The following is a 20,819-nucleotide window of genomic DNA, read 5'->3' as shown; positions in this document are numbered from 1 at the left end:
GTAACTCTTACTCTAACTCCAGTCTCTCAACCAGAGCCTCGCAAGAACAACGCCGTCCACGCTTCTCTTCCTTCAAATCCAAATTGTCAAAGAACATTCGCCAATGGCGAATTCGCTGCCGAGGCAGCAATTACCGAAACGAAACCCGTTGCCCGAGATGGGCACCAACGTCTCTGGTGTCCGGTAGAACCGACAGTGTCTGGCGCCGTGTTGTCCGCAGCGCCGCCGTCGATGGAGCGGTTTATACGCAGCCCCCCATGAGGAGTCAACACGGTTCGTCAAAAAAGATTCACACAGGCCATTTCCGCCCTAAAAGCCTCAGATTTCTGCGGTTTTTTGATCCTCGATTCCCTCGCAAAACCCCTTTGCCAGGTCATTTTCGGGGTATTTTTCTCATTCTGAGCAAACTTTACGCCTGCCACTTTTATTAGCTGCCAAATGACCCATGAGCCTCTTTCTTGAGCTCTTTGGCGGAAACCCTGGAGTTTTCGGACCAGCGGCTCATGATCAGGGTCTGAAAAAGCGCTCGTAGGCCTGTGAATTGTTTTCCGTCACCGATTTCACGACCTGCGCAAGGAGAGTTCCTGCGCTGCCCAACTGGGTCCGTGCTGCTACTGCTTTATCGGGGCGGCTTCCCTCTTGCTGTAGAAGCAACGACTGTCCTTGCGCCTGTATCCCGCAATCAGCTGCCTCCGCCTTGTCCTGAGCCACTCCTTCGGATCCTTTTGGGGACGGATGGTTCCGGACTGATCTTCACGGCGTGAGACAATCTGTCTGGGTAATTCCCATCACATCTTCCGGGTTCAGGCAGCTTTGCCCCATTGTCGCCTGATTGGTTTCAGAAGGAGACCAAAGAGATAGGGCACTTGTTCTCCCCTCTGGCAGACCTTTCGTTTGACCTTTCGGACAACAGGCGGCATTTTCTGCCGGTCCTGTATAAAGTGGCGTATAAGATAAGGCAGCTCAGGCCTGATGCATTTCGGTCCCTTTCACACCCATGCAAACCAGACCGTCGATCTCGGCGACGAAGCTCCGCTTGTCGTTCAGGATGGGCGCAATGCGCTGCCGGACCGCCGCAAGGTCTCTGTTCGCTGGCTGACAGGCACGGTTCTGACCGGGATCACCTCTGTAGTTCTCATGGGCGGCGCCCTGCTGGCAGCACTCGATGGCCAGTATAGTGTGACAGCCGCCACCTTGCCCGAGCAGACAGACCTGTCGATCGGCATGGATGGCACTGTCATCACGGGCACCAAAGGCGACCGGATCGCCCGCGCTGCCGCCGACTACGCCAACAAGCAGATCATCCCCGTCAACGTCGTCACCAAATCCGGCGACAAGGAACTGATCAAGGTCCGCCCCTACTCTCTGGTCACGTCCAGCCTTGCCACCCGCAAGAGCGCCGACTTCAGCCAGGACATTCCGGCCTTCAATCCGTTGAACATGTTCTCCGACGTACAGGCCGATCCGATGCCTGCAGGGGGAGCAGAGCCGGTTTTCTCGGATTCCGTCTATGGCGCGAAGGTCGAAGGCGAAGTCAGTATCTCCCTGACGAGCTTTCCATCCAACAGCGAGCTGATCGACGCGTCCGCGACACCGGAAGAGCCTGTCGTCGAACGGCGCGTTCGTCAGGCGGCCCGCTTCCTGGCTGCCAATTCGATCGAGACCGCCGCCCGGACCCTCGTGGATCCGGCCCGCTACGACTTCAATCTGGCCCGGCAGCCGGAATTTGCCCGTCTCGCCGTGCGCATCACGCCTGAGAATGTTTCCTTCGTCTCCAAACAGGATGACGAAACCCATCACCTGGGCATGGACGAGAAGATCGTCCCCATTGCCGAAGAAAGCGACATGTTCGACGTGCTCCGGGACAATGACGTCTCCGAAGAGGAATCCGAACAGATCCGCACCGCGTTCCAGAAGACCGCGGGCGTCACCCTGCTTGAGCCGGGTCAACGCCTGCGCATTGCCTTCCAGCCGGCGCCGGAAGACGCAACTCGCATGCGGCCCGAGCGTGTCAGTCTCTATGAGGACACAGATCACCAGGCGACCGTCGCCCGTACGGACACCGGCACCTATGTTCAGGCAAAGGCGCCCGCGAATTTCCTGGCCGATGCCTTCGCAGAAGCTGACCGCGTCTCCTATGGCGGCCAGACCCCTGCCCTATATGACAGCATCTATCAGACCGCGCTGGAGCAGGACATCAGCAAGCCGGTCATCGAAGAGCTGATCCGCGTCTTCTCCTTTGACGTCGACTTCAATTCCCGCGTACAGCCGGGTGACTCCCTTGAAGTTCTCTATGCGGATGATGCGGGGCCTGCCAGCGGCGAGGTGCTCTATGCCGCACTCAATACCGGCTCCAGCAAGCGCCGCTTCTACCGCTTCCGCACCTCTGATGATGGCGCAGTCGACTATTACGACGCCAATGGCCAGAGCGCGAAGAAGTTCCTGATGAGAAAGCCGCTGTCCGGCGGCCGGTTCCGCTCCGGCTTCGGCATGCGCCGTCACCCAATCCACAAGTATGCCAAGATGCATACCGGCGTTGACTGGGCAGCCTCCCGCGGCACACCGGTCATGGCCGCAGGCAATGGCACCGTGATCAAGGCAGGCTGGTCTTCCAGCTATGGCCAGCGGATCGAAGTGCGCCATGCCAATGGCTACACGACCACCTACAACCACCTGTCCGGTTTCGCCAAGGGCCTTGAGGCGGGTCAATCGATCCACCAGGGCCAGATCATCGGCTATGTAGGGTCTACCGGCCTCTCCACCGGCCCACACCTTCACTATGAAGTCATGGTCAACGACCGGTATGTGGATCCGATGCGCATCCGCCTGCCACGCGGCCGCGTTCTCGACGGACAGATGCTCGCCAATTTCGAGGCCGAACGTCTTCGGATCGACAACCTTCTCGACAAGGCCCGCCGCCCGGCTCGCGTTGCTTCCGCCCAGTAAGCGGGCCCAGTAAGTAAGCCGCAAAACGGACAAGCCGAAACGAAAAGCCCCGAAGCACATGCTCCGGGGCTCAGACTGCTGACAAAGCCCCAACCACCGGTGAAGGCGTCAAATCGTGAAGAGTTGGATGTCATCCCTGCGAAGGCAGGGATCCAGTAACCATCTGAGGTCACTGCCTTTTTCAAGATCCCACGCTACGGAGTACTAGATCCCGGTCTTGGTGCTGGGCACCAAACCGGGATGACCAGCAAACTTGGCTGCTTTCTCATGAAATTCAGTCCCGGAGCATGTGCGCTCCGGGGCTTTTCGTTTTCAAAGGCTCTCAGGCTCAGGCAGCCTTGGCATTGCCCTGCGCCACCTGGAAGATCAGCCGGTCTGTTCCGGCCGAGACCCTGACGGTCTGACCATCAGAGATCTCCCCGCCAAGCAGCTTTTCTGCCAGCGGATCCTGAACTTCCTTTTGGATCACCCGCTTCAGGGGCCGGGCGCCATAGGCAGGGTCATAGCCTTTCTGGGCCAACCAACCGAGAGCACCGTCATCCAGATCCAGCTCGATCTTGCGATCGGCCAGCAACGACTTAAGCCGCTGCAACTGGATCGTGACAATGGCCGCCATCTGCGAGCGCTGCAGACGATGGAACAGGACGATCTCGTCCAGCCGGTTGAGGAACTCGGGCCGGAAGTGAGACCGGACTGCCTCCATGACCTCGCCGCGAACCGCATCCGTATCCTCGCCTTCCGGCTGACTGACCAGATATTCGGCCCCCAGGTTGGAGGTCATGATGATCAAGGTGTTGCGGAAGTCTACGGTGCGGCCCTGACCATCGGTCAGGCGGCCATCATCCAGAACCTGAAGCAGCACGTTGAACACATCGCTGTGGGCCTTCTCGATCTCGTCGAACAACACGACCTGATAGGGTCTGCGGCGGACGGCTTCCGTCAGAGAGCCGCCTTCCTCGTATCCGACATAGCCCGGAGGCGCGCCGATCAGACGGGCAACGGAGTGCTTCTCCATGTACTCGGACATGTCGATGCGGACCATCGCCGTATCATCGTCGAACAGGAAGCTCGCCAGAGCCTTGGTCAGTTCGGTCTTGCCGACACCGGTTGGCCCGAGGAACATGAACGAGCCGATCGGCCGGTTCGGATCCTGAAGACCGGCACGGGCCCGGCGCACCGCCGTTGCAACCGCATGGATGGCTTCTCCCTGGCCAATAACCCGGCCGGACAGAAGGTCTTCCATCTGCAGCAGCTTCTCCCGCTCGCCTTCCAGCATCCGGTCGACCGGAATACCGGTCCACTTGGAGACGACCTGGGCGACATGAGACGAGGTCACGGCTTCATCCACCATGGAGCCGCCTCCGGAGTTGGCTTCCGCTTCCTGGAGCTTGCGCTCCAGTTCGGGCACCACGCCATAGGCCAGCTCACCGGCCTTCGCCAGATCACCGCGCCGCTGGGCGATTTCCAGATCAGTCCGGGCCTGTTCCAGCTGTTCCTTGATCTTCTGTTCAAGGTTCAGCTTGTCCTTCTCGCTCTGCCAGCGGCTGGTCAAAGCATCGGATTCCTCTTCGAGGTCCGACAGTTCCTTTTCCAGCTTTGCCAGGCGGTCCTTGGCAGCCAGGTCTTCTTCCTTCTTCAAGGCCTCACGCTCGATCTTGAGCTGAATGACCCTGCGGTCCAGTTCGTCCAGTTCTTCCGGCTTGCTGTCGACCTGCATGCGCAGGCGGCTGGCAGCCTCATCGACAAGGTCGATCGCCTTGTCCGGCAGGAACCGGTCCGTGATGTAGCGGTTCGACAGGGTTGCCGCAGAAACAATGGCCGAGTCGGTGATCCGGACCCCGTGATGGAGCTCGTACTTTTCCTTGAGCCCGCGCAGGATCGAGATGGTGTCCTCGACCGTCGGCTCGCTGACAAACACAGGCTGGAACCGGCGGGCCAGCGCCGCATCCTTTTCCACGTGCTTGCGGTACTCATCCAGCGTGGTCGCACCAACGCAGTGGAGTTCGCCACGGGCCAGTGCCGGCTTCAGGAGGTTGGACGCATCCATGGCGCCATCCGCCTTGCCCGCACCGACAAGCGTGTGCATCTCGTCAATGAAGAGGACGATGCCACCGGCAGCCGCCTGAACTTCAGACAGGATGCCCTTCAGGCGTTCCTCGAATTCTCCGCGATACTTTGCACCTGCAATCAGGGACCCCATGTCGAGAGCAAGAAGTTTCTTGTCCTTGAGCGACTCAGGCACATCCCCGTTGATGATGCGCAGCGCGAGACCTTCGGCGATGGCGGTCTTGCCAACGCCCGGCTCGCCGATCAGCACCGGGTTGTTCTTGGTCCGGCGGGACAGGACCTGAATCGTGCGGCGGATTTCCTCGTCACGGCCGATCACCGGATCCAGCTTGCCCTCACGGGCAGCCTGGGTGAGATCCCGGGCATATTTCTTCAGGGCGTCATACTGGTTCTCGGCTGTCGCGCTGTCCGCAGTCCTGCCCTGACGCAGAGAGTTGATCGCTTCGTTCAGGCCATTCGCGGTGACGCCGGCCTTGGCAAGCAGCTTGCCGGTTTCGCCGTCCTGATCCATGGCAAGGGCCAGGAGCAAGCGTTCAACGGTTACAAAGCTGTCACCAGCCTTTTCAGCGATCTTCAGGGCCTGGTCGAGAACACGGGCTGTGCCGGGAGCAAGATAGAGCTGACCTTCCCCACCGCTCACCTTCGGCATCTTGTCCAGAAGCCGTTCGACTTCCGTCTTTGCCAGAGTGGCCTGGCCGCCGGCCCGTTCAATCAGGCCGCTTGCGAGACCTTCCGGGTCATCAAGAAGGACCTTCAGAATGTGTTCCGGGGCGAATTGCTGATGCCCGCGCCCAAGCGCATGGGTCTGCGCGGACTGAATGAAACCACGGGCACGTTCTGTGTATTTTTCAAAGTTCATTACTGACCTCCACTCCGCCATTCCACCCGAAGCATGGAAAGCGTATCGGAATCCGGACCTTCTTCAACCGAAGCACCCGGGCGGCCTCTTTGAGCACCGCACTCCGGATATAGTGTTGCAAATTGAACACAAAAGGGGGTGCGGCAAAATTCCGGATGAATTCGTAGAAAGGAACAGGCCAAACAAAAACGGCGCCACGATGGGCGCCGTTTCAATCCTTGCAGGGTCCAGCGAAGGCCGGAAATCATTCGCCAGCGGCGACAACTTCCTTGGCCGAGCCTTCTTCAGCCTTGGGCTTGCGCGGACGCGGGGTCCGGCGGGCCTTGGGCTTGGCAGGGGCTTCGTCGTCTGCAGCAACCACTTCCGGAACTTCAACCGGAGCGGAAGCTTCTTCAGCAACCGGGGCGTCGTCCTCAGCGCCAGTGCGGCGGACACCACGGCCACGCGTGCCACGCGGGCGGCGGCGCGGCTTGTCGTCTTCGCCGTCCTCTTCGATAGCCCGGGCGCCATGGCCATTGACCTGGCCGGAGGCGTCGATCATCGGCATATCGTCGATAAACGGCTGCGGGCTGTCCTCGCCGACCATGTCCTGTTGTGCAAAACGGTCTGCAGAGCCGTTCCGGTCGCCACGGGGCTGACGCTCGGGGCGCTCACCACGTTCCTGGCGCTCAGCGCGTTCTGCACGTTCGGGGCGCTCTGCACGCTCAGGGCGGTCGCCGTTGCGGTCGAACCGCTCACGACGCTCGGGGGCTGCCTGGACCGGATAGTCCTGGCCGTCCTCGTCACCGTCCATGCCGGCCTGCAGCACAGGCTGCATGTTGCCCTGGGCGGCTGCCACGATGCGCAGATAGTGCTCCGCATGCTGGAAATAATTTTCGGACATGATCCGGTCACCGGATGCCTGAGCATCCCGGGCGAGCTGCTGATACTTCTCCGCGACGTGCAGGGCTGTACCACGGATTTTCACATCCGGACCGTTGGATTCATAGGTCCTGCTCAGCGGATTCGGACCCTTGCGGCTCCGTCCGCGCATACGCTGCTGTTTGCTCTGATTACCTGGTCTCATCCTGCCGTTTTCTCTTAAGGAACGGCGACCAGCTTAACGCTGGCCAAACATCGGGATTACCTAATACCGACACGAAATATGCCGAAACCAACCGTGCAGGTCAGCGGCTGTCGACCGTACTTGAATACTCGAAAGACACCGGGCCGTTTTACAGCCGATGCAATCGCCATGTTCTGCGACAGTCCGAAAGTCCGGATGGTCCGTCTAAACAACGGTTTCCAAAACGCGCTGGAAGCGTTTGTCCCCACGTTGCCGGAAAGGCATGCCCCGCTAAACGCTGATCACATTACTCCGGTCTCGGCGAGGTGAACCTAACTGGTTCAGCTTGGTTTTCCAAGCGATTTTTCACATCCGGGTCAAATCGCCCGGACTTATGGCCGCAGGCCGAGCACAACCCGGTCGTTCCCACCAAGATCCTGAATGATTTCAATGTTAACAAACCCGGCTCCGGTCAGCAGGTCCGACACGTCGGCGGCCTGGTCAAAACCGATTTCGAAAGCGATTCGCCCGCCATTCTTCAGGAGTTTCTGCGCTTCTGCAGTCAAAGTCCGGTATGCGGCCAGGCCATCTGCGCCGCCGTCCAGCGCCAGCATCGGATCGTGATCACGCACGTCCCGGTCAAGACCTTCGATCACCTCCGACCGGATATACGGCGGATTACTTACGAGCCAATCCAGCTCCCCGGACAGGGCGCTGGCATAGTCGGAAACCACCGGATGAAACCGCTTACCCACTCCGAGCCGGTCCGCATTCGCGATAGCACAGGAGAGCGCTTCCGGTGACAGATCCACCGCAAGACAGTCGGCCTCCGGCAACTCGCTGAGAAGCGCCACGGCGATTGCCCCGGTCCCGGTTCCGATGTCCGCAAAGCGGAGCGGCCGCCCCGGCACTGTCCGGGCCAGAACTGCCTCCACGAGGATTTCGGTATCCGGGCGCGGTTCGAGGGTCGCCGGGTTCAAGGCGAAGCGCATGCCCCAGAACTCCCGCCAGCCGAGCAGGCGGCCAACCGGCACCCCTTGGGCCCTTTGCGTGGCAAGAGACTGGATATAAGCGGCCTTCTCTGTAGAAACCTCGTCTCCATCCCGCAGGATCACCTCCGAGATCGACAGGTCCAGCGCACCAGACACCAGCGCCTTGGCGTCAAGATCCGCAGTCTCGCAGCCGGCGGATCTCAGGCTGTTGCGCACTTCACGCCAGAGGGCGCCAAGTTCCATGGTTCAAGCCTCTTCAGCCGCAAGAAGGGCCGCCTGATAATCGACAATCAGTGCCTCGATCACTTCATGCAGCGCTTCGCCGGACAGGATCTGCTCGAGCTTGTAAAGCGTCAGACCAATCCGGTGATCAGTGACCCGGCCTTGAGGGAAATTATAGGTGCGGATCCGCTCCGACCGGTCACCTGAACCGACCTGAAGGCGGCGGGCTTCCGTCCGCTCGCTTGCCGCCCGCTCACGCTCGGCATCGTAGATGCGGGCGCGCAGCAGCTGCATGGCGCGCGCCTTGTTCTTGTGCTGGGAGCGCTCATCCTGGACCGCCACAACGATGCCCGTGGGCAAGTGGGTGATACGGACCGCGGAATCGGTCGTGTTTACGTGCTGACCACCCGCGCCGGATGCCCGGTAGGTATCGATGCGCAGATCGCTGTCATTGACTTCGATGTCCACATCCTCGGCCTGCGGCAGAACGGCGACCGTAGCGGCGGACGTGTGAATACGCCCACCAGATTCGGTTGCCGGTACGCGCTGGACCCGGTGCACACCGGATTCGAACTTCATGCGGGCAAAGACGTTTTCGCCGGATACGGACGCAATGATTTCCTTGTAGCCGCCGACTTCCCCTTCGCTGGCGGACATCACCTCGACCTTCCAGCCCTGCAGCTCGGCAAAGCGCTGGTACATGCGGAAGAGATCACCGGCAAAGAGAGCCGCTTCGTCACCACCCGTCCCGGCGCGCACTTCGAGAATGGCGTCATTGGCGTCGGCAGCATCCTTCGGCAGAAGACCGATGCGGACTTCCTGGCTGAGCCCTTCAAGCCGCTCTTCCAGTTCTTCCACTTCCGCCTCGGCCAGCTCGCGCATGTCCCGGTCGGTCTTGGAATCGGCCAGAAGGGCGCGGGCCTCGGCAAGATCGTCCTGCGCCTTCAGAAGTTCGCGAACCTTCAGGATAAAAGGCTCCAGCGAGGCATATTCCCGGGACAGTTTCACATAGGTGCCCGGATCCGGATTGGCCGACATCCGGTGCTCGATTTCGGAAAACCGGGCAAGCAACGTGTCAAGCTTGTTACGCGCCAGCATGAGCGCCGTCTCCTTCTGCCTGCGATCAGGCACACCAATGATATGAAACTAGAGCGAGACGTCCATCTCGGCGGCAAACCGCTTCAGGAAGTCACGAATGTCGCCTTCCGGATGGCCCGGCTCCAGGCGCGGCAGAAGGCGCGCGGCCAGACGTCCGGCATCCAGCGTTCTCAGCATGGCCTTTACGGGACCAAGCGAGGCCGGCGACATGGAAAGATCGCGGAAGCCGAGGCCGATCAGGGCCATGGCCTCGAGCGGCTTGCCGGCAAGTTCACCGCACAGGGTGACGGGAACATGCGCTGCCCCGGCCTTGTCGACGATCCGCTTGAGGGCACGAAGGAAGCCGAGGCTCAGCGGATCAAAACGATCGGCAACACGGGTATTGCCCCGGTCCACCGCACAGAAGAACTGGAACAGGTCGTTCGAGCCGACAGAGACGAAATCCACTTCCTGCATCAGCTCATCGAGCTGGAACAGCAGGGAGGGAACCTCGACCATGACGCCCAGCCGGATCTTCTCCGGCACCGCATGGCCATGACGGCGCAGATGCTTGAGTTCGCGCTCGACCAGGCCGCGTGCCAGCAGGAATTCATCCACCTCGGCGACCATCGGGAACATCAGCTTCAGATCACGCCCGGCAGCCGCCATCAGCAGCGCCCGGATCTGGGTCCGCAGCAATCCCGGACGGTCCAGCCCCAGACGCAGAGCGCGCCAGCCCATGGCCGGGTTTTCTTCCTGAATGGAGCGCAGATATGGGAGAACCTTGTCACCACCGATATCAAGAGAGCGGAACGTGACCGGCTTGCCGTCAGCAGCTGCCAGCACCTGCTCATATTGCGCCCTCTGTTCCTTCATGCGCGGGAAGGAAGAGGCCAGCATGAACTGTAATTCGGTGCGGAACAGGCCGACACCGGCAGCGCCCGCCTCGGTCAGATGCGGCAGGTCAACCAGGAGCCCCGCGTTCATCTGCAGGGCGATCTCCACCCCATCCTTGGTGACGGACGGCTTGTTGCGCAGACGGCGGTACTGGGCCTGCCGGCGGGCACGGAACCGCACCTTTTCGGCATAAGCGTTCTGAACGTCCTGGGCGGGGCGCAGATAGACCTCGCCCGCATCCCCGTCGACGATGACCGCATCCCCGGCATCCGCCAGGCTGACGATGTCATGGACCTGGCCAACCATCGGAATGCCAAGAGCCCGGCTGACGATGGTGATGTGGCTGGTCGGGCCGCCTTCCTCAAGCACGAGGCCGCGGATCTTGTCGCGGTCATAGTCGAGAAGTTCGGCCGCCCCCATGTTGCGGGCAATGATGATGGCGTCCTGCGGCAGATCATCAACTGCGGAGCCATGGTCACGGCCCATCAGCTCGCGAATGAGCCGGTGCGCCAGATCATCGAGATCGTGCAGCCGTTCGCGCAGATACGGATCGGTCTGGCGGAGCATGCGCGCGCGCATGTCGCTCTGGACCTTTTCAACCGACGCTTCCGCCGTCAGACCGTTGCGAATGGCTTCCTCGATCTTGCGGATCCAGCCCTGGTCATAGGCAAACATCCGGTAGGCTTCGAGAACCTCCCGGTGCTCCCCCACGGCGGCAATGTCATTGCTGGCCAGAAGATCGTCGATGGACAGACGCAAACGGTTGATTGCCGTGGTCAGGCGGCTCTTTTCAGCGTCCGTGTCCTCGGAAATCAGATTGGTGACGACCACGCGCGGCTCATGCAGGACCACATGGCCAAGGCCGACGCCTTCGGCCAGGGCAACTCCCTGCGCATGGATCGGCCGGGACAGGTCGAGCCCCGTGCCCTTCTGAGAAATGGCTTCAAGTTCACCCGCAGCCACCATTTCGGCAATGACCATTGCCGTTGTCTGCAGGGCTTCGACTTCGTCTTCCAGATAGGTGCGGTGCGACTGGTTCTGAACGACCAGAACGCCCAGCGTGCGGCCAGCACGCAGGATCGGCACACCCAGGAAAGAATTGTAGGCGTCTTCGCCCGTTTCCGGCAGATAGGCAAAGGCCGGATGCGCACGGGCGTTGGGAAGATTGAGGGGCCGCGCTTCGGCGGCGATCAGACCGACAAGGCCTTGTCCGACGCGCAGCGACGCATGGTGCACGGCTTCGCGCTTCAGGCCTTCGGTGGCATAAAGCTCAAGAACGCCGTCGGCACGCAGTATATAGACCGAGCAGACCTCGGCCACCACGTTGGCCGCGATCAGGACCACGATCTTATCGAGTCGCTCCTGCGCCTTGATCGGCTCCGCCATGACTTCGCGAAGCCGGCGGAGCAACAGGCGCGGACCGGCCAGGTTGCTGCGCATCGCCTACCCCGTCATGTCCCTGGAACCGGCCGCAGGCGATCGAAATCAATCGTCTGCGGCGAGTCGGGTCACTTACCCGTCCAATCCGTATAGCGAATGGAGAGTCCGGACTGCAAGTTCCGTGTAGGCAGAATCGATCAGCACGGAGATCTTGATTTCGGACGTTGTGATCGCACGGATGTTGATGCCCTTGGCAGCCAGGCCGCGGAAACAGTCCGCAGCGATGCCTGCATGGGAGCGCATGCCGATGCCGATAACCGACACCTTCACCACATCCGTCGCGCCTTCCAGGTTCTGGAAACCGATGGCTTCGCGGTTTTCTTCCAGCACCTTGATGGCGCGCTGATAGTCCGTTTCCGGAACCGTGAAGGTGATGTCGGTGGTCTTGCCGTCCGGAGAAATGTTCTGGACGATCATGTCGACGTTGATGTTCGCATCGGCCAGCGGACCGAAGACCGAATGAGCGACGCCCGGCTTGTCAGCCACATCGCGAATCGAGATCTGGGCTTCGTCCTTCGCAAAGGCGATGCCGGTAACAACTTGCTGTTCCACGAGTTCATCCTCGTCGCAAATGAGAGTACCTGGGGGAAGATCACCAACGCCGATCTGCGGCGCGTCCGGATCATCAAAGCTGGAACGCACGAAGGTGCGCACGCCATGGACCATGGCCATTTCAACGGAGCGCACCTGCAGCACCTTGGCGCCGAGCGATGCCATTTCCAGCATTTCTTCGAAGGAAACGCGGTCCAGACGCTTGGCCTTGGGCACGATGCGCGGGTCCGTCGTATAGACGCCGTCTACGTCGGTGTAGATATCGCAGCGGTCTGCCTTGATGGCTGCTGCAATGGCCACCGCGCTGGTGTCCGAGCCGCCGCGGCCGAGCGTCGAAATGCGGTTGTCCGGGGCAATGCCCTGGAAACCGGCAATGACTGCCACCTGGCCGCCGGAGATGCGCTCGACCAGGAAATCGGCGTCGATTTCCTTGATCCGCGCAGCGCCGTGGCTTTCGTCGGTCTTCAACGGGATCTGCCAGCCCTGCCAGGAGCGGGCATTGACGCCCATATCCTGCAGGACGATGGCCAGGAGACCGGAGGTCACCTGTTCGCCGGAAGCGACCACTGCATCATATTCACGGGCATCATGAAGGGGGGATGCCTGCCGGCACCAGTCGACCAGCTTGTTGGTCTGCCCCGCCATTGCCGACACGACGACGGCCACTTCGTTCCCGGCATCGACTTCCCGTTTGACGTGGCGGGCCACGTTACGGATACGGTCGAGGTCGGCCACGGATGTGCCACCGAATTTCAAAACCAGTCGAGCCATTGCTGTCGTATTCTTTTCATCGAGTAACGAAGGCGCAGGTGCGCCTGCCGGATCGGGCGTCACACATACATGCACTGCGCAATTGCCGCAACAGCGCGCCTTGACAAAAGACGCGCGACCTTGAAGGACACAGGGAAAGCAGCCGCTGCGCGAGCGAAGGCGGCGTAGGAAAGGAACCAGCGATGAACGAGGCGACGAAGCAGACGACGGGCACGGTTGACGACACCGAAGTCGCCCGGTTTTCGGCAATGGCGGCCGAATGGTGGGATCCGACCGGCAAGTTCCGCCCGCTGCACAAGTTCAGCCCCGTCCGGCTGGCCTATATCAAGGAAAAGATCTGTGCCCGTTATGGCCGTGATCCGAACTCGGCCAACGCGCTTGAAGGCCTGCGCTGCCTCGACATCGGCTGCGGCGGCGGCCTTCTCAGTGAACCCATGGCCCGCCTCGGCGCGCAGATGGTCGGCGCCGATCCCTCGACTGTGAACATCGAGGTGGCCCGCCTTCACGCCAAATCCTCCGGCCTTGATATCGACTACCGGGCAGAGACGGCGGAAGCTCTGGCGGCGGCCGGCGAGACGTTCGATGTGGTTTTCAACATGGAAGTCGTGGAGCACGTCGCGGATGTGCCGCTCTTCATGGCAGAGACGGCGCGCATGGTCCGGCCCGGCGGCCTGATGTTCGTTGCGACCATCAACCGCACGCTGAAGGCTTATGCCCTCGCAATCGTCGGGGCCGAGTATGTCCTGCGCTGGCTGCCCAAGGGCACCCACTCCTATGAGAAGCTTGTGCGCCCGGAGGAAATCGAAACGCCGCTGGCAAAGGCTGGCATGAGCGTGATCGACCGCTGCGGCGTGACATTCAATCCCCTGACCGACACCTGGAACCGGTCGCGCGACATGGATGTGAACTACATGCTTCTCGCCGAACGCCCGAAAGCCTGAGGGGAGCAACCTTGATGGAACCGATTGTCTTCGTCCCGGGGCTCCTGTGCACGGAAACCCTCTATGCCCCGCAGATCGTCGCCTTTGCAGACCGGCCGATCATGGTGGCCGACCACCGTCAGCACAACACCATTCCGGAGATCGCTGCGGACATTCTGGCCAAGGCACCGGAACGGTTTGCCCTCGCCGGCCTGTCCATGGGCGGCTACATCAGCATGGAGATCATGCGCCAGGCACCGGAGCGCGTCAGCCGGCTGGCCCTTCTCGACACGAACCCAAGGGCCGACACGCCGGAGCAGACCGAGCGCCGTCAGTTTCTGATCAAGCTGACCCGGGAGAAAGGGTTCACGAAAGTTCCGCACCTGCTCTATCCGGGCTTCGTTCACGAAAACCGGCTCGAAGATGAGGATCTGAAGGCAACTGTCGTGGAAATGGCCAATGAGACCGGCCCGGACGCCTTCATCCGTCAGACGGAAGCCATCATGGCCCGGGACGACGCGCGTCCCTTCCTGCCCGCCATCTCCTGCCCGACAATGGTCCTGGTTGGTGATGGTGACACCCTCACCCCGCCCTCCCTGGCCCAGGAAATCCATGGGCTCATTCCAGGCAGTGAGCTGGTGACCATTCCAGGCAGCGGGCATCTGTCGACACTTGAAGCCCCCAGCGAGGTTATCGCCGCGCTGTCGGCCTGGCTCGCCCGCTGACCACACACTCGCAAACAGACAGGCGTCAGGGCATCAGGACATAGGTGCCCGGCGCACTGCCCAGAACCGGATAGCCCTTGCTGGCATTTCCAATCGGGGGAACCGGCCCGGTTGCCGTTGACTGGCTGTCCAGCCAGGCGGTCCAGGCTTCCCACCAGGAACCTTCCCTGACCGGAGCCTCTGCCTGCCAGCTTTTCGGATCGAGATAGCCATCTCCTGCAGAACTGGTCCTGATGCGGTAATGGCGGTGCGGATGCCCCGGTTCGCTGACAATACCGGCATTATGCCCGCCAGACGTCAGAACAAACGTCACGTCCTGCTCCGCCAGATGGCAGATCTTGAAGACCGAGCGCCAGGGTGCGACGTGATCCTGCTCGGTGCCAACGGCAAAGACCGGCGCCTTGATGTCTTCCACCGCAACAGGCGTGCCGTCGACCTTGTAGCGGCCTTCGGCGAAATCATTGTTCAGGAACAGACCGGTCAGATACTCCGAATGCATCCGGTAGGGCATCCGGGTTCCATCCGCATTCCAGGCCATGAGATCGAACATCGGCGCCCGTTCACCCAAAAGGTACTCGCGTACGCCCTTCGACCAGATCATGTCATTTGAGCGCAGCAGCTGGAATGCTCCAGCCATCTGGGATGTGTCCAGCCCGCCGCTCTCCCACATCATGTCCTCCAGGAAGGAGACTTCGCTCTCATCGATAAAGAGCGTGAGTTCACCCGCTTCCGTGAAATCCACCTGGGCTGCGAACAGGGACAGGCTCGCCAGCCGGTCATCACCCCGGTGCATCATGCCGGCCGCTGCGATAGACAGCAGTGTGCCGCCCAGGCAGTAGCCCGCCGCATGGGCCTTGCGCGCTCCCGTGATGGCAAGGGCAGCGTCAAGCGCGGCATCCACCCCGAGCTTGCGGTAGTCTTCCATGCCCAGCTCGCGGTCTGCCGGGCCCGGATTGCGCCAGGACACCATGAAGACCGTGAAACCCTTGGACACGAGATACTTCACCAGCGAGTTCTGCGGCGACAGGTCGAGAATGTAGTATTTCATGATCCAGGCCGGAACGATCAGGACCGGCTCGGCCTTCACCTCCGGCGTCTGCGGCTCGTACTGGATCAGTTCGATCAGGTGGTTGCGGAACACGACCTTGCCCGGCGTCACGCCGACGGTTTCTCCCACCTTGTAGTCCTCAGCGCCCGGCGGCGGCAGCCTGCGCATCTGGCGCTCAACGTCTTCCCAGAAATGCTGCAGACCGCGCACCAGGTTCTGACCGCCTTCCGCCTGGGTCTTCTGGAGCACTTCCGGATTGGTCAGCAGGTAATTCGAAGGCGAAAAGACATCCAGCAACTGGCGTGTGGTGAAATCGACAACCTTCTCATGGTGCGCACTGACACCACGCACGCCGGTCATGGCGTTGGACCACCATTGCTGGGTCAGCAGGAAATTCTGGGCGTAGAGATTGAACGGGAACTGCTTCCATCCTTCATGATCGAAGCGCCTGTCCTGGGGCAACGGCTCAATGCAGGAATGGTCGCCTTGCAGACCGCAAAGCGCGGAAAATCGCGCCAGCCGCATCAGTTTGGTCGCAGCCTTTTCCGCCAGCTTGCCCTGCTTTCCCGGCGAAATAGCCAGATGCAGGAACCAGTCCAGATAGGCGCTCCACAGAGCGACAGGGGAAATACCGAGGCTGGCACGGGCAAGCGTGGCGCGGGCCACACGGTCCAGCGTTTCAGCAAAGACGGTCGCTCCCGGAGAATCCGGCCCGAACCCGCCTGGATAACCCGCCGGCATCTCGAAAGAGGGAAAGAACTGCTGGCCAGGAGATTGGGCGAGGTGCTCCGTGCCCTTCTGCTGCTTCCGGTTTCCCGCCTGCATGAGATCGTCCGCCATCGGAAACTCCCGCTTGTCATCTCGGCGCCTGCACCGCTGGAGCCTTGTCGCACCTTTTGATGAACGCAATGAGGCAGATCAAATTTCTGACATCTAATTGGTGTTATCGTAGCGGAAGAAAAAATCCAGAATTGAAACGGGATCCCTGCCGCCATGCGCCGTGGCCTCACTTGGTCAATCCGCCCGGCCATCTGCTGCAGGAGGAGGAGGATGAAATGTCAGACAAGCAGACGAGCTCACCCTTTGATTTCATGAATGTCTTCGCCGCCCCCTGGCAGGTGCCGAACCTGTCGGCCTGGTCTTTTGCAGAGCGGGAAGACAAGCTGGAAGAACGGGCCTTTTCCAATCTTCAGCGCATCAATCGCACCCTGTGGGATCAGACGGAAAAAGCCCTTGATGATCACATGGCCTTTGCCAGCCAGCGTCTTCACGAAGATTTCGAATGCGCCAAGACCCTGACGTCCTGCCGCATGCCGGACGAAGTGATGGGAACCCTGCAGGCTTTCTACACACGCATGGCCGAGGACTATCAAACCCATGGCCGCAAGCAGATGGAAATGCTGCAGGCGGGCTTCAGCGAAGGTCTGGCAAATGCAGAAGAACTGGGCGAAGCAGCCCTTGAGGCAGCCTCGGAGCTGAAGAAGGCTGCGGAAGAAACCATGCAGGAACCAGCCGTTCAGCTGCAGACCCGCCGCACGCCGAAGGCAAGCGCGGCCTGATCCGGAAAAGAACCGCCGGAGACGGCCCCCTGAGGGCAGCTCCGGCGTTTCACTGCTTCAATTCTTGTCGTCGGGAAGCTCGGGCAGCGGCAGGACCGAAATGCCTTCATCCAGAAGATCTCTGGCATCCTGCGGCGAGGTCTGGCCGTAGATATTCCGCTCCTCGGCCTCGCCGTAATGGATCTTGCGGGCTTCTTCCGCGAAATTCGACCCAACGTTCTCGGAGCTCTCGATGACCTTGCGGCGAATGGTCTTGAGGCTCTCCAGCATTTCCCGATAGGCCGGATTGGCAGCCAGCATGGCACTTGCCTGCTGGACGGCGACGGCTGTTTCGGCGGAGACCACCGGGGCAGGAGCTGAAGAACTCTCAGACACAGCCGGAGCCGCTTCGGACACCGGCCCCGCAGCCTCCTGCTTGCGCGCTTCCTTGGCACGGCTGGTCGAAACGGACGGGGCCATCAGCCGCTTGTGAATGTCGCCAGACCCGCAATGGGGACAGGTCACCAGGCGCAGGGCGCATTGCTTGTCAAAATCACCGGAATTCCGGAACCAGCCTTCAAACTCATGGGCCAGTTCGCACATCAGCGAATAACGGATCACGCCTGCGCCTCCGCCCCGGCCGTATCCTGGGCCAGGGAAATGTCGAAATCGCGCTCATTCGCGATGGCTGGAATCCGCTGACGGGCCTTGAGCACCTGTTCCGGGTTGATCTTCGCCGTGACAAAGCCGGGAACGGCTTCCTGCTGCTCGGCAATCACGGTTCCCCAGGGATCAACGATCAGGCTGTGGCCATAGGTTTCCCGCCCATCCTCATGCTTGCCGCCCTGAGCCGCACTGACGACATAGGCACCGTTCTCGATCGCCCTTGCGCGCTGCAGCACATGCCAGTGAGCCTCGCCGGTCTGCCGGGTAAAGGCAGCCGGCATGGTCAGGAGGCCAGCACCCTGACGGGCCTGGGTGCGGAAGATTGCCGGAAAGCGCACGTCATAACACACGGCCATGCCCATCCGGATCCAGGGCAAGTCGAACACCGTGGAGGTCTCGCCCGGCTGATAGGTCGCGGATTCGCGCCAGCTTTCCCCGTTGGGCAAGTCGACGTCGAACATGTGGATCTTGTCGTAGCGGGCGGCGATCCGTCCATCCGGCGCGATCAGGAACGCCCGGTTGGCAACCTTGCCGTCACCGCGCGGAATGGCGAGCGAACCGGCATGGATCCAGACGTCCAGCTCCATGGCTAGCGACCGGAAACGGGCCAGGGTCGGGTCCTGATCCTCGGGACGAATACGCTCCATCAGCTCATCCCGGCTGCGGACAAGCACATTGGTCATTTCCGGCGTCTGGATGAACTGCGCCCCTTGAGAGGCAGCTTGCCGGATCAGGGCTGAGCTGACTTCAAGGTTGGCAAGAATATCCTTGCTGCTGCACAGCTGAATGCAGGCTGCGGTGAATTCGCTCATAGGGGCCTCCGGCCAGCTCTCGATGGATCAGATAGCCTCAGGCCGCCAGAAGATTATCCAGCTTGCCGGACCGGTCCAGCTCATGAAGGTCGTCACAGCCACCGACATGCCGTCCGCCGATGAAGATCTGCGGAAAGGTCGAGCGGCCGTTCGCCTTCTGGATCATCTGCTGGCGCAGCTTCTGGTCAAAGGTCGCATCGTGTTCGGTATAGGCCACGCCCTTCTTGTCCAGAAGGCGCTTCGCCGCCGTGCAGAAGCCGCAGAGCTGGCGGGTATAGATAACAACATCGGCCATGCGACATCCTCGTTCAGCCTGGAGAAGATCGGAGCCCTTCGGACCTCGCCGGAAGGTGCATCCCTTGGATTTGATCCATTTTATATGTGGCTAATGACCAGAAACACAAGAATATGCAAGTGCCAGGCTCAGGGTCAGGCTGGGCCAGCTCTCAGCTCTCTTCGGGAACCGCCAGCGCAAAGGTCAGGACATCCACCCGTGACGCGCCGGCCTTTCTGAGCACCCTCGCGCAGGCCGAGACGGTTGACCCGGTCGTCATCACATCATCGACCAGCACCACCGGCCGGCCGAAGACCTCCGCCTCACGGCCAGCGCGAATGTCAAAGGCGCCACGGACATTCTTCTGGCGAGACGCTGCGTCCAGTCCCACCTGCTGGCGGGTCCGCCGCGTCCTTGCCAGAAGCATGGGATCATATCCGCATCCCGCTGTTCGAGCGACTGAAGCAGCAAGGTCAGCTGCCTGGTTGAACCGCCTTTGCCAAAGCCGCCAGCGATGCAGGGGGACTGGTACAATCAGACTTTCCGCGGACAGGAACTCCCGCCCGGCCCGTGCCATCCAGGTTCCCATCGGTTCGCTCAAATCCCGGTGCCGGGCAAATTTCAGCGCCAGAACCATCTGCCGTGCCGGACCGTCATACCGGGCAGCGGACCGGGCACTATCAAACACCGGCGGATCCATGATGGCCCTCGCACTGAGCCCGCCTTCCCCCATGTCATGGGGCAGCGGCGTGCCATAGCGGGCGCAGACCGGGTTTTCCAGAAAGGGCATGTCCGACCAGCAAACAGGGCACAAAGCACCTGTCCTGCCGGTTTTACTGCCGCAGGCCAGACAGCGCGGCGGCAGAAGAAGGTTCAGCACTGCGGATGAGCAGCCCTTTGCAGCGCTCAACGAACGGCGGCCAAGCATGGAGGTCTCCAGACCCTCGATCCTGCAGCCAGTCTATCATGTTTTGACGTGGCTGCCCGAAAGTCGCATATGTGTCGCCAAGATCAGGACGCGATACTCAAATGACCCAGCCCATTCTCTTCGACCGCACTCTCTTGAAGGCCCGGCGCCTCCGGGCTCTGAAAGCCGCCAAGCCAGGCGCGGATTTCCTGCTCGAGATGGTGGCCGAGGATCTGGCCGACCGTCTGACCGCGATCAGCCGCAATTTTCCACTGGCCCTAGATCTGGGCGGCCACACCGGCCGCATTGCCGCCGTGTTGAAGGCAAGCGGCAAGACCGGGACGGTTCTGCGCGGAGATCTTCTGGTTGCCGACCCGCATCTTGCCGCTCCGGATCTCGTGCTGGATGACGAGCTTCCTCCGCTTGCACCCGGCCAGCTTGATCTGATTGCCTCCGGCCTCAGCCTGCAATGGGCCAATGACCTGCCCGGAGCTCTGATCCAGATCCGTCAGGCACTCAAGCCGGACGGGTTGTTCCTCGGCGTACTGCTGGGCGGCGATACCTTGCATGAATTGCGCGACGTCCTGATGCGGGCGGAACTGGAACTGACCGGGGGCGCCGCCCCGCGCGTCTCGCCCTTCGCAGATACGCGCGACCTTGGTGGATTGCTGCAGCGTGCTGGCTTCGCCCTGCCCGTCACCGACATGGACCGGCTGACCGTACGCTACAGCTCCTTGTTTGCGCTGATGGCAGATCTCAGGGCCATGGGGGCAACCTCCATTCTTGCCGAACGCAGCCGAAAGCCTTTGACCCGCGCCATCTTCCTGCGCGCGGCCGAACTCTATGCGCAAGACTATGCCGATCCGGATGGCCGCATCCGCGCCACTTTCACGCTCATGTCCCTCTCGGGCTGGGCCCCTCACGAAAGCCAGCAAAAGCCGCTTCGCCCCGGTTCGGCAAAGACAAGCCTCGCCGATGCCCTCGGCGCACGGGCCCTGCCCGCTTCAGATCCGTCCTGAAACGGAAACGGGCAGCTCTAGGCTGCCCGGTTTTCTGAAAAT

General features: G+C 61.3%; 16 protein-coding genes. 5 read left to right on the top strand and 11 right to left on the bottom strand.

What is annotated here, in order from left to right; translation table 11 throughout:
• Positions 1–972: 972 nt before the first annotated feature.
• On the top strand, positions 973–2,946 hold the full coding sequence (locus BUA94_RS18925; protein ID WP_073014857.1) for a M23 family metallopeptidase: 1,974 nt from the start codon (positions 973–975) through the stop codon (positions 2,944–2,946).
• A 328-nt stretch (positions 2,947–3,274) separates the two neighbouring features.
• Here BUA94_RS18925 and clpB read toward each other — a convergent pair whose 3' ends face one another.
• The 6 genes from clpB to BUA94_RS18895 form a co-directional block, all read right to left on the bottom strand.
• Positions 3,275–5,872, bottom strand: a complete 2,598-nt coding sequence (gene clpB / locus BUA94_RS18920) for an ATP-dependent chaperone ClpB (RefSeq protein ID WP_073014856.1) — start codon at positions 5,870–5,872, stop codon at positions 3,275–3,277.
• A 244-nt stretch (positions 5,873–6,116) separates the two neighbouring features.
• A complete protein-coding gene (locus BUA94_RS18915; RefSeq protein ID WP_073014855.1) occupies positions 6,117–6,905 on the bottom strand; it encodes a DUF4167 domain-containing protein in 789 nt (262 codons plus the stop codon).
• Between the two features lie 404 nt (positions 6,906–7,309).
• The gene (gene prmC, locus BUA94_RS18910) at positions 7,310–8,152 is read right to left on the bottom strand and encodes a peptide chain release factor N(5)-glutamine methyltransferase (protein ID WP_073014854.1); all 843 of its coding nucleotides are present in this window, start codon (positions 8,150–8,152) and stop codon (positions 7,310–7,312) included.
• A 3-nt stretch (positions 8,153–8,155) separates the two neighbouring features.
• Positions 8,156–9,229 (bottom strand): peptide chain release factor 1, encoded by a 1,074-nt coding sequence (prfA, locus tag BUA94_RS18905; protein WP_073014853.1) that lies wholly within the window; start codon positions 9,227–9,229, stop codon positions 8,156–8,158.
• 48 nt (positions 9,230–9,277) lie between these two features.
• On the bottom strand, positions 9,278–11,545 hold the full coding sequence (gene ptsP / locus BUA94_RS18900) for a phosphoenolpyruvate--protein phosphotransferase (protein WP_073014852.1): 2,268 nt from the start codon (positions 11,543–11,545) through the stop codon (positions 9,278–9,280).
• 72 nt (positions 11,546–11,617) lie between these two features.
• Entirely contained in the window at positions 11,618–12,868 is a 1,251-nt protein-coding gene (locus BUA94_RS18895; RefSeq protein ID WP_073014851.1) for an aspartate kinase, read from the bottom strand.
• Positions 12,869–13,050: 182 nt separating this feature from the next.
• On the opposite strand from BUA94_RS18895, the gene ubiG reads away from it, so the two are divergent.
• Positions 13,051–13,809: a bifunctional 2-polyprenyl-6-hydroxyphenol methylase/3-demethylubiquinol 3-O-methyltransferase UbiG gene (gene ubiG, locus BUA94_RS18890; RefSeq protein ID WP_073014850.1), complete on the top strand. Its 759-nt coding sequence runs from the start codon at positions 13,051–13,053 to the stop codon at positions 13,807–13,809.
• Between the two features lie 14 nt (positions 13,810–13,823).
• Positions 13,824–14,513: an alpha/beta fold hydrolase gene (locus tag BUA94_RS18885; RefSeq protein ID WP_208980155.1), complete on the top strand. Its 690-nt coding sequence runs from the start codon at positions 13,824–13,826 to the stop codon at positions 14,511–14,513.
• Positions 14,514–14,538: 25 nt separating this feature from the next.
• On the opposite strand, the gene BUA94_RS18880 is transcribed toward BUA94_RS18885, so the two are convergent.
• Entirely contained in the window at positions 14,539–16,401 is a 1,863-nt protein-coding gene (locus BUA94_RS18880) for a PHA/PHB synthase family protein (RefSeq protein ID WP_235860641.1), read from the bottom strand.
• A 215-nt stretch (positions 16,402–16,616) separates the two neighbouring features.
• Between BUA94_RS18880 and BUA94_RS18875 the strand changes: the two genes are divergently transcribed.
• Positions 16,617–17,120, top strand: coding sequence for a phasin family protein (locus BUA94_RS18875; RefSeq protein ID WP_208980154.1), 504 nt, complete (start codon positions 16,617–16,619; stop codon positions 17,118–17,120).
• Positions 17,121–17,177: 57 nt separating this feature from the next.
• On the opposite strand, the gene BUA94_RS18870 is transcribed toward BUA94_RS18875, so the two are convergent.
• The 4 genes from BUA94_RS18870 to BUA94_RS18855 all read right to left on the bottom strand — a co-directional run bounded on the left by BUA94_RS18870 (position 17,178) and on the right by BUA94_RS18855 (position 19,779).
• A complete protein-coding gene (locus BUA94_RS18870) occupies positions 17,178–17,720 on the bottom strand; it encodes a DUF1178 family protein (RefSeq protein ID WP_073014848.1) in 543 nt (180 codons plus the stop codon).
• On the bottom strand, positions 17,717–18,577 hold the full coding sequence (locus tag BUA94_RS18865) for a carbon-nitrogen hydrolase family protein (RefSeq protein WP_073014847.1): 861 nt from the start codon (positions 18,575–18,577) through the stop codon (positions 17,717–17,719). The genes BUA94_RS18870 and BUA94_RS18865 overlap by 4 nt, the downstream gene beginning before the upstream one ends.
• 37 nt (positions 18,578–18,614) lie before the next feature.
• Entirely contained in the window at positions 18,615–18,872 is a 258-nt protein-coding gene (gene grxC / locus BUA94_RS18860) for a glutaredoxin 3 (protein WP_073014846.1), read from the bottom strand.
• A gap of 151 nt (positions 18,873–19,023) precedes the next feature.
• The gene (locus BUA94_RS18855; protein ID WP_073014845.1) at positions 19,024–19,779 is read right to left on the bottom strand and encodes a ComF family protein; all 756 of its coding nucleotides are present in this window, start codon (positions 19,777–19,779) and stop codon (positions 19,024–19,026) included.
• Positions 19,780–19,880: 101 nt separating this feature from the next.
• On the opposite strand from BUA94_RS18855, the gene BUA94_RS18850 reads away from it, so the two are divergent.
• Positions 19,881–20,777, top strand: a complete 897-nt coding sequence (locus tag BUA94_RS18850; RefSeq protein ID WP_073014844.1) for a methyltransferase domain-containing protein — start codon at positions 19,881–19,883, stop codon at positions 20,775–20,777.
• Positions 20,778–20,819 lie beyond the last annotated feature (42 nt).

This window comes from Roseibium suaedae (assembly GCF_900142725.1).
GTDB classification, from domain to species: Bacteria; Pseudomonadota; Alphaproteobacteria; order Rhizobiales; family Stappiaceae; genus Roseibium; species Roseibium suaedae.
This window is presented reverse-complemented; position numbering and strand designations above follow the sequence as displayed.